At 67.7% G+C, this 15885-nt stretch carries 13 protein-coding genes; 9 read left to right on the top strand and 4 right to left on the bottom strand.

Translation table 11 applies throughout. The annotated features are described in order from the left end of the window. Window positions 1-134: 134 nt before the first annotated feature. The 6 genes from AC5P6H_RS01760 (at window position 135) to AC5P6H_RS01735 (ending at window position 9066) form a co-directional block, all read left to right on the top strand. Window positions 135-1424, top strand: coding sequence for a sugar MFS transporter (locus tag AC5P6H_RS01760; RefSeq protein ID WP_445978705.1), 1290 nt, complete (start codon window positions 135-137; stop codon window positions 1422-1424). 39 nt (window positions 1425-1463) lie between these two features. Then, the gene (locus tag AC5P6H_RS01755; protein WP_005411045.1) at window positions 1464-2531 is read left to right on the top strand and encodes a LacI family DNA-binding transcriptional regulator; all 1068 of its coding nucleotides are present in this window, start codon (window positions 1464-1466) and stop codon (window positions 2529-2531) included. 7 nt (window positions 2532-2538) lie between these two features. Continuing rightward, window positions 2539-3567 (top strand): SIS domain-containing protein, encoded by a 1029-nt coding sequence (locus tag AC5P6H_RS01750; protein WP_049439950.1) that lies wholly within the window; start codon window positions 2539-2541, stop codon window positions 3565-3567. Then, complete coding sequence (gene nagA, locus AC5P6H_RS01745) at window positions 3567-4715, top strand: N-acetylglucosamine-6-phosphate deacetylase (protein ID WP_111205669.1); 1149 nt, start codon at window positions 3567-3569, stop codon at window positions 4713-4715. The genes AC5P6H_RS01750 and nagA overlap by 1 nt, the downstream gene beginning before the upstream one ends. Further along, the gene (locus AC5P6H_RS01740; protein WP_495202268.1) at window positions 4715-5782 is read left to right on the top strand and encodes an acyltransferase family protein; all 1068 of its coding nucleotides are present in this window, start codon (window positions 4715-4717) and stop codon (window positions 5780-5782) included. The genes nagA and AC5P6H_RS01740 overlap by 1 nt, the downstream gene beginning before the upstream one ends. Before the next feature lie 257 nt (window positions 5783-6039). Continuing rightward, window positions 6040-9066 (top strand): autotransporter family protein, encoded by a 3027-nt coding sequence (locus AC5P6H_RS01735; RefSeq protein WP_495202267.1) that lies wholly within the window; start codon window positions 6040-6042, stop codon window positions 9064-9066. A gap of 129 nt (window positions 9067-9195) precedes the next feature. On the opposite strand, the gene AC5P6H_RS01730 is transcribed toward AC5P6H_RS01735, so the two are convergent. Further along, complete coding sequence (locus AC5P6H_RS01730; protein WP_197606176.1) at window positions 9196-9558, bottom strand: hypothetical protein; 363 nt, start codon at window positions 9556-9558, stop codon at window positions 9196-9198. 32 nt (window positions 9559-9590) lie between these two features. Beyond that, window positions 9591-10037 carry a hypothetical protein gene (locus tag AC5P6H_RS01725; RefSeq protein WP_197606179.1) on the bottom strand — a complete coding sequence of 149 codons (447 nt, stop codon included), beginning with the start codon at window positions 10035-10037 and terminating at the stop codon, window positions 9591-9593. A gap of 408 nt (window positions 10038-10445) precedes the next feature. Here AC5P6H_RS01725 and AC5P6H_RS01720 point away from each other — a divergent pair, with 408 nt between their 5' ends. From AC5P6H_RS01720 to AC5P6H_RS01710, 3 genes are read left to right on the top strand one after another with little or no spacing between them, the layout of a single operon-like run. Then, complete coding sequence (locus AC5P6H_RS01720) at window positions 10446-11489, top strand: S41 family peptidase (protein WP_495202266.1); 1044 nt, start codon at window positions 10446-10448, stop codon at window positions 11487-11489. Further along, window positions 11486-11821: a hypothetical protein gene (locus AC5P6H_RS01715; RefSeq protein WP_014648413.1), complete on the top strand. Its 336-nt coding sequence runs from the start codon at window positions 11486-11488 to the stop codon at window positions 11819-11821. The genes AC5P6H_RS01720 and AC5P6H_RS01715 overlap by 4 nt, the downstream gene beginning before the upstream one ends. Before the next feature lie 49 nt (window positions 11822-11870). Next, the gene (locus AC5P6H_RS01710; protein ID WP_005419309.1) at window positions 11871-12305 is read left to right on the top strand and encodes an SseB family protein; all 435 of its coding nucleotides are present in this window, start codon (window positions 11871-11873) and stop codon (window positions 12303-12305) included. 68 nt (window positions 12306-12373) lie between these two features. Here the strand turns inward: AC5P6H_RS01710 and AC5P6H_RS01705 are convergent, their stop codons facing one another. Then, window positions 12374-13594: a multifunctional CCA addition/repair protein gene (locus tag AC5P6H_RS01705; RefSeq protein ID WP_053495110.1), complete on the bottom strand. Its 1221-nt coding sequence runs from the start codon at window positions 13592-13594 to the stop codon at window positions 12374-12376. A gap of 205 nt (window positions 13595-13799) precedes the next feature. After that, window positions 13800-15785, bottom strand: coding sequence for a transglycosylase SLT domain-containing protein (locus AC5P6H_RS01700; protein WP_495202265.1), 1986 nt, complete (start codon window positions 15783-15785; stop codon window positions 13800-13802). Window positions 15786-15885 lie beyond the last annotated feature (100 nt).

Below are 15885 nucleotides of genomic sequence, written 5' to 3'. Positions count from 1 at the left end.
AGTGCAGCACGAGGTTGAAGGGGCGTGCATGGAAGTTGACAAACCGCCGTTGTCCACCGAAAGAATGTGACAACGTTGTTCCCAGCCACTCTCCGACGCCGCGTTCTGCGGCTGTCGCCGCAGGAGCCCTCCTGATGTCCGCCGTCCCCGCTGCAAGCGCGCGCCCGAACGTGGCCACCTCCATCGCCATCGTCGGCGTGTTGTTCTTCCTGATCGGCTTCTTCACCTGGCTCAACGGCCCGTTGATCACCTTCGTCAAGCTCGCCTTCGAGCTCAGCGAGGTCGGCGCCTTCCTGGTGCTGATGGTGTTCTACCTGTCCTACTTCTTCCTGGCGCTGCCGGCGTCGTGGATCCTGCGCCGTACCGGCATGAAGAAGGGCCTGAGCCTGAGCCTGCTGGTGATGGCCGGTGGCGCGGCACTGTTCGGCGAATTCGCCACCCAGCGCTGGTACCCCGGCGCACTGGGCGGCCTGTTCGTGATCGGCAGCGGCCTGGCCCTGCTGCAGACGGCCATCAACCCGTACATCTCGATCCTTGGGCCGATCGAAACGGCGGCGCGGCGCATCGCGTTGATGGGCATCTGCAACAAGATCGCCGGCATCCTGGCGCCGATCCTGATCGGCACGGTGGTGCTGCATGGCATTGGCGATCTGGACGTGCAGGTGCAGGCGGCCGATGCCGCGACCAAAGCCGTGCTGCTGAACCAGTTCGCCGCCAAGATCCATGCCCCGTACCTGGCCATGGCGGCGCTGCTGGTGGTGTTGGCGGTGGCGATCCTGTTCTCGCCGCTGCCGGAAATCAAATCGTCCGAAGCCAACGCTACGCCGGTGGCCGCCGGTGCGGTCGAGCGCCGCAGCATCTTCCAGTTCCCGCACCTGTGGCTGGGCGTGCTGTGCCTGTTCGTGTACGTGGGCGTGGAAGTGATGGCCGGTGATGCCATCGGCACCTACGGCCATGGCTTCAACCTGCCGCTGGACGAGACCAAGATGTTCACCGCCTTCACCCTGGGCGCGATGCTGGTCGGTTACGTGGTCGGCCTGCTGGTGATTCCGCGGGTGGTGTCGCAGTCGCGCTACCTGACCATTTCGGCGGTGCTGGGCGTGGTGTTCTGCCTGGGCGCGTGGGCAACGCACGGCTATGTGTCGGTGGCCTTCGTGGCCCTGCTGGGCTTTGCCAACGCCATGATGTGGCCGGCCATCTTCCCGCTGGCCATCCGCGGCCTGGGGCGCTTCACCGAAACCGGTTCGGCCCTGCTGGTGATGGGCATCGCCGGTGGCGCGATCATTCCGCAGCTGTTCGCCCTGCTCAAGCAGCACATCGATTTCCAGCTGACCTTCGTGCTGCTGATGGTGCCCTGCTACCTGTACATCCTGTTCTATTCGGTGGTGGGCCACCGCGTGGGCCTGCCGCAGGACCGGAGCTGATCGGCGATGATGGACGGCAGCCAACCCCAGGAAAAACCGATGCGCAGAGCGACCATCAAGGACGTTGCCGAAAAGGCCAAGGTCTCGCTGAAGACGGTCTCGCGGGTGATCAACAACGAGCCCTCGGTGATGCAGGCCACCCGCGCGCGGGTGCTGCGTGCCATCGCCGAGCTCGATTACGAACCCGATCCGTCCGCGCGCAACCTGCGCAGCGGCACCACCTTCGTGATCGGGCTGGTCTACGACAACCCGAACCCGTACCACATCATCGGCGTGCAGAACGGCGTGCTCGCCGCCTGCCGCGAGACCGGGTTCGGCCTGCAGATCCATCCCTGCGATTCCAGTTCGCCGCTGCTGGCCGATGAACTGGCTGACTGGGTGCAGCGTTCGCGCCTGGCCGGGCTGGTGCTGACCGCACCGATGTCCGAGCGCCGCGACCTGATCCAGGCACTGACCGCGCGTGGCATCAAGCTGGTGCGCATCATTGCGGCCACCGAAGATCCGGCCGACGGTGCCTGCGTGTTCGTCGACGACCGCGAGGCCGCCTACGAGATCACCGAACACCTGATCCAGCTGGGGCACCAGCGCATCGGCTTCCTGTGGGGGGGCAGCTCGCACCGCTCCTCGGGCGAACGCTATGCCGGTTATGAGGCCGCGTTGAAGGACTACGGCATGACCGTGGACAAGCACCTGGTGGTGCAGGGCGACTACACCTTCGACGACGGTTTCCGTGGCGCGCGCCGCCTGCTGGCGCTGCGCGAACCGCCTACCGCCATCTTCGGTTCCAACGACGAAATCGCTGCCGGCGTGCTGGCCGCTGCCAAGTCGGCCGGCATGAACGTGCCCTACGACCTGTCCATTGCCGGTTTCGAGGACAGCCCGTTCTCGCGCCAGTCGTGGCCGCCGCTGACCACCGCCAAGCAGGCCACCGAGGACATCGCCCGCCATGCCGCGCGCCTGCTGATCGCACAGCTGCGCAGCGACGCCTACGACGATGCGCCGGCACCGCTGCACAACCAGGGCTTCGTGCCGCAGCTGGTGGTGCGCGGATCGACCGCGCCGATGCGCCCGGCCGGCGCACGCCCCCTTCCTTCCGATCCTGCCTGAGCCTGCCATGTCGCTGTCAGACCCCACCGCTACCCTGATGTTCGCCGAGGCCGCTGAAGCGGCCGACGTGGTCGCGCGCCAGTTCTCGCGCAACCACGCCACCCTGGAAACCCTGGCCGCCAGCCTGCGTGCCGCGCCGCCGCCGTTCGTGGTCACCTGTGCACGCGGCAGCTCCGACCACGCCGCCACCTATGGCAAGTACCTGCTGGAAACCCAGCTGGGGCTGGTGGTCGCGTCGGCCTCGCCATCGGTGGGCTCGGTCTACGCCGCACCATTGCAGCTGCGCGGCGCACTGTTCATCGTCATTTCGCAGTCGGGCAAGAGCCCGGACCTGCTGCGCAACGCCGAGGCGGCCAAGGCCGCCGGCGCGCGCGTGATCGCGCTGGTCAACGTCGAGGATTCACCGCTGGCGCAGTTGGCCGACACGGTCATCCCGCTGCATGCCGGCCCCGAGAAGAGCGTTGCAGCGACCAAGAGCTACCTGGCCTCGCTGGCCGCATTGCTGCAGCTGGCCGCGTACTGGAAGCAGGACAGCAGCCTGCGTGCGGCGCTGGACCTGCTGCCGGACGCGATGCGTGAAGCCTGGCAGTGCGACTGGAGCGCGGTGACCGAGGGCCTGGTCGAGGCCACCAACCTGTTCGTGCTCGGCCGCGGCCTGGGCCTGGGTGCGGCGCAGGAAGCGGCGCTGAAGTTCAAGGAAACCTGCAGCCTGCACGCCGAAGCCTACAGCTCGGCTGAAGTGAAGCACGGCCCGATGGCGCTGGTTGATCGTGGTTTCCCGGTGCTGGCCTTCGCCCAGCCGGACGAAACCGGCGCCGGTACCCGTGCGGTGGTCGATGAGTTCACCGCACGCGGCGCGCAGGTATGGTTGGCCGGTGCTGGCGGCAACCTGCCGGTGGCGGCCGCACCGCATCCGCTGTGCGCACCGCTATTGACCGTGCAGAGCTTCTATCGCGCCATCAATGCGCTGGCGCTACGCCGTGGCTTCAACCCGGACCTGCCGCCGCATCTGAACAAGGTTACGGAGACGGTGTGATGGTGACGGTGCTGCGCAATGCCCGCATCCTGGCCGGCGATGAGTTCCGCGACGACCTGGCGGTGGTGATCGAGGACGGTCGCATCAGCGCGCTGCTGCCCGACGCAGCACCGCAGCTGGGCCACGCGGCCGAGCAGGTGGACCTGGGGGGCGGCTGGCTGCTGCCCGGCTTCATCGATGTGCAGGTCAATGGCGGCGGCGGCGCGCTGTTCAACAACACGCCGGACGTGGCGGCACTGCGCACCATCGCGCAGGCGCACCGCCGCTTCGGTACCACCGCGATGCTGCCGACGCTGATCAGCGATGACGTGGCGGTAATGCGCGAAGCCATCGGTGCGATGCGCGAGGCCATCACGCAGGGCGTGCCGGGCGTGATCGGCATCCACCTGGAAGGCCCGTACATCGCGCCGGCACGCAAGGGTACGCACGATGCCAGCAAGTTCCGCGTGCCGGATGAAGAAGAGATCGCATTGGCCGCGTCGCTGGATAACGGCGTGACCCTGCTGACGCTGGCGCCGGAGCGCGTGCCGCTGGAGACCATCCGTGCGCTGGTCGAGCGTGGCGTGATCGTCGCTGCTGGGCACACTGCAGGCACCTACGAAGAGATCCGCGCCGGCCTGGATGCCGGCGTGCGCGGCTTCACCCATCTGTACAACGCAATGTCGCCGCTGCAAGGGCGTGAGCCCGGCGCGGTGGGCGCTGCGCTGGAAGATCGCGACAGCTGGATCGGCATCATCGTCGATGGCGTGCATGTGCACCCGGCCAGCCTGCGCGTGGCGTTGGCGGCCAAGCCGTGCGGTCGCCTGCTGCTGGTGACCGATGCGATGCCGCCGGTTGGAGCCGACGATCCCAGCTACGTGCTGTATGGCGAAACCATCACCGCCATCGATGGCGTGGTGCGCAATGCCGCCGGTTCGTTGGCCGGCTCGGCGCTGGACATGGCCACCGCCGTGCGCAATACCGTGCAGCTGCTCGGCCAACCGCTGGCCGAAGCGGCGCGCATGGCGTCGACCTATCCGGCGCAGTTCCTCAACGTCGACGACCGCCTTGGCCACATCGCCGAGGGCTACCAGGCCGACCTGGTGCTGCTGGACGACGCCCTGCAGGTCCGTGGTACCTGGATTGCCGGACAGTACGAGGCCGCCTGATGAACAGTACGCCGCCACGCCGTCTGGGCTCGATCGATGCCCTGCGCGGCATCACCGTGGCGGCGATGCTGCTGGTCAACAATCCGGGCGACTGGAGTGCGGTGTTCGCGCCGCTGCGTCACTCGGAATGGCATGGCTGCACGCCCACCGACCTGGTGTTCCCGTTCTTCCTGTTCCTGGTGGGTGTGTCGATGGCCTTCAGCGTGGCACCGCGCGCGCTGGATGCCGCTGCACGGCCAGCATTGGCGCGCGGGGTGCTGGAGCGTGCACTGCGCATCCTGCTCGCCGGCGCGTTGCTGCACCTGTTGATCTGGTGGGCGCTGCATACCCATCACTTCCGCATCTGGGGCGTGCTGCAGCGGATTGCGGTATGCGCAGCGTTGGTGGGTGTTCTGGCGGTGTATGCGCGGCCGCGCGTGCAGGTGGGCGTGCTGGTCACGCTGCTGGTGGGCTACACCGTGCTGCTGATGGGCATCGGTGATCTGGCGCCATGGACCAACCCGGCCAGCCGCCTGGACACCACGCTGTTCGCACCGTGGATCTACCAGTGGCACGCCGATACCGGACTGGGCCATGACCCGGAAGGATTGCTGAGCACGCTGGGTGCGCTGGCCAGTACCGTGCTCGGCCTGATTGCCGGTGGCCTGCTGCGCAACGGTCGTGCGGCGGCATTGGCTGGCCTGGGTGTGGCAACCGCCGTGCTGGGGCTGCTGCTGGCCACGGTGCTGCCGTTGAACAAGCAGCTGTGGACGCCCAGCTATGTGCTGTGGACCGGCGGCCTGGCCGCGCTGGCGCTGTGGCTGGGCCATGTGTTGATCGACCAGAAGCGATGGCCGCCGCTGGGCCGCCGTTTCGGGGTCAACGCAATTACCGCCTATCTTGGCGCATCGGTGATGTCGGTGGCGCTGATGGCGACCGGCGCGTGGGGCTGGATCTGGCAGCAACTGGCCGCCGCGATGCCGCACGCGCTCGAGCTGGCGTCGATGCTGCAGGCGCTGGCGTTCGTCGCGCTGTGGTGGGGCGTGGCGTGGTGGCTGGACCGGCGGAAGATCTATCTGAAGATCTGACGGCTCCGGGTCGGATCCCTTTCCGCAGGAAAGGGCTCTGACCCAACCTGGGAGGCCACCTCATCCAGGCATGGGCATGACCCCGCAAAGATGAACGATTTCAGGCACGTAGAGGTGGGGTGATGCCCGATCAGGTTCGCATCTGAACTGTGATGATCGGCACGCAAATTCACCTGCCGAAACCGTTCACCATGGCGCAGACTTCGCTCGCAGTACCGCATATCCGCAGTTCCTGATCCCCTGTCCAGGAGTGCTGTATGTCCCGTGCCGTCCCGCGCGCAGTGCGTATGCGCCGCCTCACTGTTTCCGTACTGCAGGCTTTGGCTGTTCCCTCCGTCATGCTGTTGACCGCCAGCGCCGCCTGGGCCGGCTGTGACAGCGCCGCCCCCCTCGCCGGCCAGACGGTCACCTGCGATGCCAATGCGCCGAACCCGCAGACCGTTCCCGTCACCGCCGATGGCGCCGCCGGCATCACCGTCACTGTCGCCAGCACGGCGCAGCTGCAGCAAAGCGGTGGCAGCAGCGCGATTTCGCTTGTCGGGGCCGGTGGGCACCTGTTGTCCAACCTGGGCACGATCAGTTCGGTGGGCGGCGTGGCGGTCCAGCTCGGTGGCGGCAGCCGCGTCGAGAACTCGGGCAGCATCAGCACCGGCAACAACACCGCCCTGCAGTTCGTCGGCGCCGGCGACAGCGTGCTGGTCAACCGCGGAACGATCAGCGGGCGCACCGGCGTGCAGTTCGGTGCCGGCAATGATCGCCTGGACATGCAGGCTGGCAGCATCAGCGGCAGTGTGCTGCAGGGCGATGGCAATGATGCGCTGCTGCTGGACAACGGTACGATCGACAGCGTCGACCAGGGCAGTGGCGATGACCAGATGACCGTCACCGGCGGCACCGTCACCGGCGTGGTGGCGCAGGGCAGTGGCCGCGATGATTTCGTCATGAGTGGCGGCACGGTCGGCGCGCTGCAGCAGGGCGACAACATCGATACCTTCCGCATGAGCGGTGGCCGCATCATCGGTGCGTTCGAGGATGGTGACCAGGCGTGGATGACCGCTGGCCGCATCGGCCGGGTCAACATGAAGCTGGACAAGAACCTGTGGGACCAGTCCGGCGGCACCGTGGACGGCAACGTGGTGACCGGCTTCGATACCGACACCATCATCATCTCGGGTACCGCCTACATCGGCGGCAACATCAGCGTCAGCGGCGGCAACGACAGCGTGACCATCACCGACGGCACCGTGCGCGGGCAGGTACTGCTCAGTACCGGCAACGACACCTTCAACTGGAATGGCGGCGGCATCGTCTACGGCGCGATCGACATGGGGCCGGACAACGACGTCGCCAACCTCGGCAACCTCAACCAGGGCAACCTGGGGGCGGTGCCGCTGTTCGACGGTGGCGGTGGCATCGACCAGCTCAACTTCCACAACGTCAAGACTGCCGGCGTGGGCCGCTTCCAGAACTGGGAGGCGATCAGCCTGGCCAACAGCACCGAGCTGACCTTTGATGGCGACCTGGTGCTGGGCGACAGCGGAACCGGCACCGGCACGCTCACCGTGGACGACACCAGCACCGTCTACGCGGGCAGTGGCGGCCATGCAGTCCGTCCGTTCAACAGTGGTGCACTGGTGGAGATGGTCAATGCCGGGCGCATCGACCTGACCGGCACCGGCGCAGGCGACGTGTTCACCGTGCGTGGCAACTACCGTGGTGACGGCGGTGGCCTGTACCTGCGTACCGTGCTGGGCGCGGACAATTCCAGCAGCGACCGCCTGGTGATCGATGGCGGAACCGCCACCGGTACCACCGGCATCGGCGTGCTCAATGCCGGCGGCAGCGGCGCCGCCACGCTGGCCGATGGCATCCTGGTGGTGCAGGCCTTGAATGGTGGCCGCACTGCGCCGGGCGCGTTCTCGCTGTTCGCACCGGTTGCAGCCGGTGCCTACGAGTACTTCCTGTTCAAGGGTGGTGTCAGCGCCGGCACCAGCGAGAACTGGTACCTGCGATCGACGCTGGTGACCGGGCCGACGCCGGCACCCAACGGCGGCGGCACTGCCACGCCACCGCCCCTGACGCCGCCGGTCGCACCGCCGCCGGCGATCCCCCCGGCACCGCCGCCGCCGCCTGAAGGCGCTACCGATCCGAACCTGACCGCCGGCGAGGCCGCGCCGCCACCGCCGCCACCGGAACCGGCGCCGGTGGCGCCGCCCAGCGACCCGGCGGTGCCGGACGTGCCGGTGGCCGGCGGTGCGTTGCCCGGTACCGGCACCCCACCAACGCCGGGTGCACGCCCGGCCGAAGGCGCGGTGGTGCCGCTGTACCGCGTGGAGACCGCCGCCTACGCCGTGGTGCCACCGCTGCTGCGCGAGACCTCGCTGACCAGCCTCGGTACCTTCCACGAGCGGCAGGGCGAACAGCGCCTGCTGTACAACCAGGGCACAGTCCGCACCGCCTGGGGCCGGTTGGTGGGGCAGAGCAGCGAGATCCACTGGAAGGGTGATGCGCAGCCGGGCTTCGATGGCGATGTGATGGGCCTGCAGGCCGGTCTCGACGTGTGGGCCGCGGCGTCTGACAACCACCGCAACCAGATCGGCGTATTCGTTGGCCGCACCCGCGCGCAGGGCAAGACCACGGGTCTAGCACTGGGCTGGGAGAACGTGCAGGTAGGCCAGAACCGCCTGGATGACAAGCACGTGGGCCTGTACTGGACCTTCACCGATAGCAGTGGGGGTTACATCGACGCCGTGGCGATGCAGAGCCGCTACGACGGCCGCGTGCGTTCCTCGCGTGGGCTCGGCTTCGGCCTGAGCGGCGACGGTACCAGCGTGTCGGTGGAGGCGGGCAAGCCGCTGCTGCACTTCGGGCAGTCCGCATGGTGGCTGGAACCGCAGGTGCAGGTGATCTGGCAGCGCACTTCGCTGGATGACCGTCGCGATGAAGTATCGAGCGTGCGCTTCGACAACGACAACGCCTGGACCGGCCGCATCGGCCTGCGTTTTGCCGGTGATTACCAGCTGGCTGACAACGGCTGGCAGCCGTATTTCAAGCTCAATTACTGGCATGGCCGTTCTGGTGAAGACCGCATCCGTTTCGACGACGACGTGATCATCAATTCGCAGCGCTCACGCGCGCTGGAAGCCGGCGTGGGTGTGGTCGGGCGTTTCAACCGAACGATCAGCGCCTATGCCGTGGCCGACTACACGCGCGAACTGGGCGGCGACCGCAACGAGAAGCGCCGCGTCATCGAAGGCAACATCGGCCTGCGTGCGGACTGGTGAGTCTCATGCTCTGGTGTGCCGACCAAGGTCGGCACACACACCCAACCGACGCCATTGACCCGCTCTGGTAGGTGTCGACCTTGGTCGACACGCTCTGAAATATCGTTCGCTTTGGGCGATAGGGAATTGCTATGAATTGATGAATCCGTAGATGAGATTACCTTTCTCGAAATGGACATGAAGAATGGCCTCGCCGGGCTCGCCATCTCCGAGGAGATAGCACTCAACTGCAATGTCACCATCACCACAGTCATACGTGGTCATCAACGATATCAAGTCGCCTGCTGCGCCGTACGTAGGTAGAGGGATGGAAATGGCGGCACCTTCTAGGAAGTACACCGGCAGAAGCTCGTAGATTTCCAGAATCATGACTGAGGTCAGGCCAAAGTCCTCCTGCAGTGTGCTGCTATCCCGATCCGATAGCGCCTGCACGAATTTCCGAAGTAATCCATATCTCTTGTCGTCCAGGCCTTGATCTGATTGCTTTCTCATGGGTCTATTTCTTTCCGGTAGGGTTCCAACATCTAGCAGCATTCATTGGCTCGTATCGGCAGCAGCTCGGGCGCGACCAGCGCCCCGGCATGATCGGCCAGCACCACCACCGCATGCAGCAACCCTTCCTCCACCTGTGGCGGACACTGCGCCTGCGCATCATCCATCTCGCGTGCCGACTGCGCCGCCAACAAGATGCCCCCACACGCAGACACCGCCGCCAGGCAGCGCGTCGCCTCGGCCAGGTGCCGGCCGCGCGCCTCGCTGAGTTGCCGTTCGCGCCACGCCTGGCCGTCGGCCGCGTGGCTGTGAGCGATGCCGCGCAGCCGCGCGAAGAATGCGGAGGGCGGCGCCTGTTCGTCGACTTCGGTGAGCGCATCTTCCAACGCTTCGGCTGCGGCGTTGGACAGCTGCAGGCCGGGCAGTGCAGCGCCGAGCAGTGCCTGCAGGCGTGGATAGGCGGGGTAGGGCGTGTTCATGGCGGCAACCTCACGAGGCAAGGCCACCTGCGAAGCGCAAGGTGGCGGGCGGTGCGGGTTGGCGTGCCGGTCAAAATCAAAGCGAAAAAGCCGACGGATCACGAGGATCCCCACGCACCGCCCACCATGGGCAAGCCGGTGCATTGTCGCGATTGCCGTTGATGCGGCAAATCGATCGCTTCGATGTTTGATTCAGGACGCCAATCCCGGTCAGCGCAGGAAGCGCCGACGGGGCCACCTTGGCGCGTTGTGCGCCGCGATGGCATGGGCAAAGTTGCAATGTGGTGACCGCACGCAAGCCGCCTTGCTGCAACCCGCGACCGGGCCGGATACGACAGTTCGCGCGTGGCGCAAGCGATCATGCCCCGGTTATGCTGCGGTCCTGATTCAACGACAAGGAAGCGTCGCATGCAGGTTCGCAAGGGAGTGCGTCGCATCGGCGCGCTGATGCTCGTGTTGCTGGCGACCGGCGCCATGGCCGATACGCCAGGCGCGGTCGAGATGCCCTCGCCGGAGGCCCAGGCTGAGATCCTCAACCTGCTTGAACGCCAGGCGCTGTATCGCGACCGGGTGGACTGGCCCGCCATCCGCATCCGCCTGCAATCGGCGCAGGGGGATCCCGCGCAACGGCTGGCCGTTCTGCGCGAAGCCATTGCGCTCAGCACCGGCCACCATGGTGCGTGGACCACGACCCAGCGTCAGCGCGAATCCCTCGCGCGTGCGCAGCAGGCCGGTGCCGCTGCCGTGGACCGGGCCAAGGCCGCTGATTCGGTGGATGCGCGCATCGGCTGGGTGGTCATCGAGGGCTATGCCTCCTCGCCGGGCGCGACGCCGCAGGAAAAATTCCGCCAGGACATCCAGCGTGCCGCGCGGTGGCAGCAGGTCATCCGCAGCAAGGACGACGGCGCGCGCTGTGGCTGGATCGTCGACCTGCGGGACAACGGTGGCGGCTCCATGTGGCCGATGCTGCTGGGCATGGCACCGCTGCTGCGCACCTCGGTGGTGAACAATGAGGACGTCGGCGCGTTCGAAACCGCGCAAGGGCCGCAGCGCTGGACGTTGACGGCGACTGCGGTGCAGCTGGCGGGCAGGCCGCTGCTGGACTTCGGCCAGTCCGGCCATGTAGTGCGGCAGCCTGGCGCACCGGTGGCGGTGCTGTTCGGGCCCCGCACCGGCAGTTCGGGCGAGGCCTCGGTGCTGGCGTGGCGTGGCCGCCCGCAGGCGCGGAGTTTCGGCCAGCCGACCGCGGGCGTCTCCACCGGCAATGTCGTGCACACGCTTGCCGATGGCAGTCGCCTGCTGCTGACCACCAGCGTGATGCGGGACCGCAATGATCGTGGCGATGGCCTGAAGATCGAACCCGACCAACGCGTCGAGGGTGACGCGGCCACTGTGGCCGCCGCCCAGGCCTGGCTGCTGGCCCAGCCCGCCTGCCAGGTCAACCGGACATGATCCTGATCGGCCAACAGGAACGGGTGCTGATCGTCGGCCCCACCGAAGCGCACCACTGCCTGCGCTGCCAGACGGAAACCGAGTTCGCCCCGCAGCTGCGCTACAAGATGGCGCGCATCGACCTGCTGTTCGGCTTCACCTACCAGCGCCGCTACGAGCTGGCCTGCACCCGGTGCGAGCACGGCTGGGTGCTCGATACCGAGACCATGGACCAGCAGCTGGGCGGGGTGCCGATCCCGTGGCGGCACCGCTTCGGCCTGCCGTTGATGCTGGTGGGGGTCGCCGCGCTGGCGGTGGCCGGTTGGATGTGGCGGCACGGATACATCGGTTGAGGACCGGGCCTGTTAAAGTCTGCCCTGCAACCACGTACCGGAACCGACCATGGACCACGACACCCCGTTCGAACCCCTCAACGACCTCGAGGTGCGCCTGCTGCAGGCCCAGGACGGCACGCTGACCGCAGCGCAGTTCCTCGACGGCCTGCTGACCTCGACGGCGTTCGTGCTGCTGGACAAGGCCATTGGTGAGGATGGCGCCTGGGACGAGAGCATCTCGCCGCTGGTGCTGACCAGCGAGAGCGGCGAGCCGATGTTCGCGGTGTTCACCGCGCCCGAGCGCGCCGGCCTGTGGCACGAGCAGCTGCCGCAGTTTGCCCATGCCATGCCGATCGCGGTGCACGCGCTGCTGGCCGGTATCGGCGACGGCGTCGGCCTGGTGCTGAACCCGGGCCTGGACGTGGGCATGGAGATGATTCCCGATGCCGTGGCCCAGCTGAAGCAGCGTGCGGCGGCGATTACCCGTGGGATGGCGCACTGAAGCCAGTGATATAGGGGTGCCGGCCAGCGGCCGGCACTGCCCATAGCAGTGCGCGCGGACGTTGCGGATCAGCGGGCGGCGGCGATGGCTTTCACCCGCGCCTTGGCCAGCGCTTCGCCGATGGCCGGGCCCTTCAGATGCGTGGTATCCAGATCCCGCGCCTGCACTGACAGCGCCGCCTGGTGCAGGCGCTTGAGCGTTTCGCCCTGGGGGTAGTCGGCGTCCTCGAAGCCGAGCCGGCCGCGCTTGTCGGCCTCGCAGCACAGTGCGATGCGGGCCACGCGTTCCGGCCGGCGCAGCGCATCACAGCGGCCCAGCAGTTCCAGCACGGTGGCATCGCGCAGTTCGTCGATGCGGTGCACGTTCAAGTGCTCGCGACACACCGCTTCAGCCAGCTGCTGGTGTTCGGCGGGAATCTTCAACCGCGCACACAGTGCCTTCAAGGGCTTGATGCCGCGCTGCTCGTGCATGATGTGGCGCGGCCACTCCTCCGGCGGGGTCAGGCCCTTGCCCAGGTCATGGGTAAGCGCGGCAAAGCCGACCAGGTCATCGCCCGGCGCCAGTTTCGCGGCGGTGTCGCTGACCATTTCCTGATGGATGCCGGTATCGACCTCGGGGTGGAACTCAGCACGTTGCGGCACGCCATACAGCGCTTCCAGCTCGGGCAGGATCGGGCCCAGTGCCTGCGCATCGTGCAGCGTGCGCAGGAAGGCGGAGGGCCGTTCACTGACCAGCGCCTTGCGCAGCTCCTGCCAGACGCGCTCGGGCACCAGCGCGTCCAGCTCGCCGCTGGCGGCGACCTCGCGCATCAGCGCCATGGTCTCTTCGGCGACGGTGAAGCCCAGCGGTGCGAAGCGCGCCATGAACCGGGCCGCGCGCAGCACGCGCAATGGATCTTCCACGAACGCGGGGCCGACATGGCGCAGCACGCGTTGCTCGATATCGCGCACACCGCCGTAGGGATCGACCAGCGTGCCGGTGTCTTCGTCGCAGGCAATCGCGTTGATGGTGAAGTCGCGGCGCTGCAGGTCTTCTTCCAGCGTCACTGCCGGGTCGGCATCGACCACGAAGCCGCGGTAGCCACGGCCGGATTTGCGCTCGGTGCGCGCCAGCGCGTATTCCTCAGCGGTCTTCGGGTGCAGGAACACCGGGAAATCGCGGCCGACGGCGGTGAAGCCCTGCGCTTCCATCTGCGCGGGCGTGGCGCCGACCACCACCCAGTCATGGTCGCCGGCAGGTCGCTGCAGCAGGCGGTCACGCACGGCGCCGCCGACAAGATAGATCTTCATGGCTGGAATCATCGCATGCCCGGCGCAGACGCACCGGTAGTGCCGGCCGCTGGCCGGCAACCGCAGTCACCCCGAAGCTGCCGGCCAGCGGCCTGCACTACCGATACAGCGTCCAGCCCGATCCAGGCCAGCAGGCTCATCGTTTCCCTCCCCAAGGAGTGGATACCCGTCGTGCCGGCCAGCGGCCGGCACGACCGCAGTGCGATCAATCGCCGCCCTGGTCGGCGTTGGCGGCGCAGCTGAAGCGCTTGCGCTTGTCCACCAGGCGGCCCATCAGGCGATCGCTCAGCGGCAGCGCATCACCATTGAGGCGCCAGTCGTAGATCACGCTGAAGGCCAGCACGCGGGCCACGTACTCGCGGGTTTCCTTGTAGCTGATGGTCTCGATCCACAGGTCCGGATCAAAGCCCGGGCGCTGGCTCTGCCAGCGTGCGGTCGGGGTCGGGCCGGCGTTGTACGCGGCGATGGTCACGTAGGGCAGGCCGTCGTACTTGTTCATCAGCTGGCGCAGGTAGGCGGTGCCGATGGCGATGTTGGTGTCCGGGTCGTACAGGCTGTCGGCGCCGCCGTAGCCGGTCAGGCCGATCGACCTGGCCACGCCGGCACCGGTGGCTGGCAGCACCTGCATCAGGCCCATGGCGTTGGCAGGCGAGCGCGCACGCGGGGTGAAGGTGCTCTCGGCGCGGATCTCCGCCGCCACCCAGGCCGGGTCGATTGCGTTGCGTGCCGATTCGCGGCGGATGGTGGCGTCGTGGTGCAGCGGGAAGCGCAGGTCGTACAGGCGCTGCTCCTGCGGCTGCTTGCCGAGCGCGAACACGGCGCGGTCGAACCAGCCGTTGCCCTGCGCCACGCGCACGGCGAGGCGACGCTGGGTGTCATCGAAGCGCGACAGTGCACTGTTCCATTCGGCCACGGCCCAGCCAGCGCGATCGATCTGGTACAACGCCATTGCGCGCTGGATGGCCGGGTCGCGCGCGATCACCGCCTGCGCCTGCGCGCTGTCGTTGGGCTGCCACGGGCACAGCGTGTAGCCCTGCTGCAGCTTGTCGGCGGCGAGGAAGCCGTGGAAGGTCGATGCACGCGCGGCCTCGCGGAACAGCGGCTGCGCCTGCTGGGCCTGGCCGGTCTTCTCCAGCATGCGGCCTTCGAAGTAGCGCCAGCGCGGGTCGCTGCGCTGCTTGCTGCCCATCTTGCGGATGGCGGTCAGCGCCGCGGTCCAGTCGCCGCGGGACATCGCTTCGCGCACGCGCCACTCGTGCAGGCGTTCGTCATAGGCCGACTCCGGCACCGCGTTGAGGCGGCGTGCCGAATCGGGCAGGTAGGACGCCACCGTCCACAGCGCGATCTGGTACAGCACCTGGCCCTGCTGGGCGGCACTCAGCCCCAGTGCCTGCGCGTACTGCGGCAGCTGCTGTTCGGTGGCGGCCGGGTCGGCCTTGGCCAGCTTGGCCAGGCCATCGGTGGCGATGCGCCGGCTGCGCTCGTTGCGGGGCCAGTTCAGGGCGCTGGCGTTGGGCTTGTCGACGAAGGCGGCGTAAGTGTTGGCCAGTGCCAGGTCAGTGGCAGGCAGGCCGCGGGCCGCGCTGCGCATCACGGCGGGCTGCTGCGCGTCGGCGGCAGCATCGATCCGTTCCCAGCGCAGGGCGTCGCTCAGGCCGCCTTGTGCCTGCAGCACGGTGAACACCGCATCGCAGCTGTCCGGCAGCGGCTTGCCGTTCTTGCGCCACAGCTCCTGTGCTTCGCTGATCCACTGCGGATCGACCTTGCCGGTCACCTGGCGCGCGGTCAGCTGCGCACAGCGCAGGCCGGCATTGTCGGTGGGCGCCCAGTTGGCCAGCAGGGTCGGCCAGTCCTGGCGGCGGGCGAGCGAGGGCAGCCACACGCTGCGGAACGTGCTGGCCACGGCCTGGCCCTCATAGCGCTTGAGGAAGGCCTGTGCCTGCGCGGTATCGACGGTGTCGATGTTGCGGCGCAGGTTGGCGTACTCCAGCCAGCCATACGCCGGATGGCGGCTGAGCGCAGCGGCCTGGCCAAGATCGAACTGGCCGCGTTCGGCGGCCGCGATCGCGGCTTTCAACTGCACGTTCTGGGCATCGAGGGACTGGGCATTGGCGCAGCCGATCAGCAGCGTGGTGGCCAAGGGCAGCAGGGACAGGGCGGTCGAAGAGCGTCGGGTCATGGCATGCAGCATAGCGGGCAGTGGCTGAATTCAGTTTCGCATTGCGTGCACGCCATGCGTGGGCAACGATAGCTGAATGACTCCGCACAGGCCCCTGCCGCAGGCGGGCGCA

This window comes from Stenotrophomonas sp. YJH_SMC_110, from assembly GCF_059369255.1.
Note: the sequence above shows the minus strand (reverse complement) of the source record. Positions and strands in the feature narration are given on the sequence as shown.

Coding starts and splice junctions, on each gene's coding strand:
- AC5P6H_RS01715 (WP_014648413.1), top strand. CDS start 11,486: ATGATCCTGATCGGCCAACAGGAACGGGTGCTGATCGTCGGCCCCACC.
- nagA (WP_111205669.1), top strand. CDS start 3,567: ATGGTGACGGTGCTGCGCAATGCCCGCATCCTGGCCGGCGATGAGTTC.
- AC5P6H_RS01760 (WP_445978705.1), top strand. CDS start 135: ATGTCCGCCGTCCCCGCTGCAAGCGCGCGCCCGAACGTGGCCACCTCC.
- AC5P6H_RS01730 (WP_197606176.1), bottom strand. CDS start 9,558: ATGAGAAAGCAATCAGATCAAGGCCTGGACGACAAGAGATATGGATTA.
- AC5P6H_RS01750 (WP_049439950.1), top strand. CDS start 2,539: ATGTCGCTGTCAGACCCCACCGCTACCCTGATGTTCGCCGAGGCCGCT.
- AC5P6H_RS01705 (WP_053495110.1), bottom strand. CDS start 13,594: ATGAAGATCTATCTTGTCGGCGGCGCCGTGCGTGACCGCCTGCTGCAG.
- AC5P6H_RS01755 (WP_005411045.1), top strand. CDS start 1,464: ATGCGCAGAGCGACCATCAAGGACGTTGCCGAAAAGGCCAAGGTCTCG.
- AC5P6H_RS01710 (WP_005419309.1), top strand. CDS start 11,871: ATGGACCACGACACCCCGTTCGAACCCCTCAACGACCTCGAGGTGCGC.
- AC5P6H_RS01720 (WP_495202266.1), top strand. CDS start 10,446: ATGCAGGTTCGCAAGGGAGTGCGTCGCATCGGCGCGCTGATGCTCGTG.
- AC5P6H_RS01735 (WP_495202267.1), top strand. CDS start 6,040: ATGTCCCGTGCCGTCCCGCGCGCAGTGCGTATGCGCCGCCTCACTGTT.
- AC5P6H_RS01700 (WP_495202265.1), bottom strand. CDS start 15,785: ATGCTGCATGCCATGACCCGACGCTCTTCGACCGCCCTGTCCCTGCTG.
- AC5P6H_RS01725 (WP_197606179.1), bottom strand. CDS start 10,037: ATGAACACGCCCTACCCCGCCTATCCACGCCTGCAGGCACTGCTCGGC.
- AC5P6H_RS01740 (WP_495202268.1), top strand. CDS start 4,715: ATGAACAGTACGCCGCCACGCCGTCTGGGCTCGATCGATGCCCTGCGC.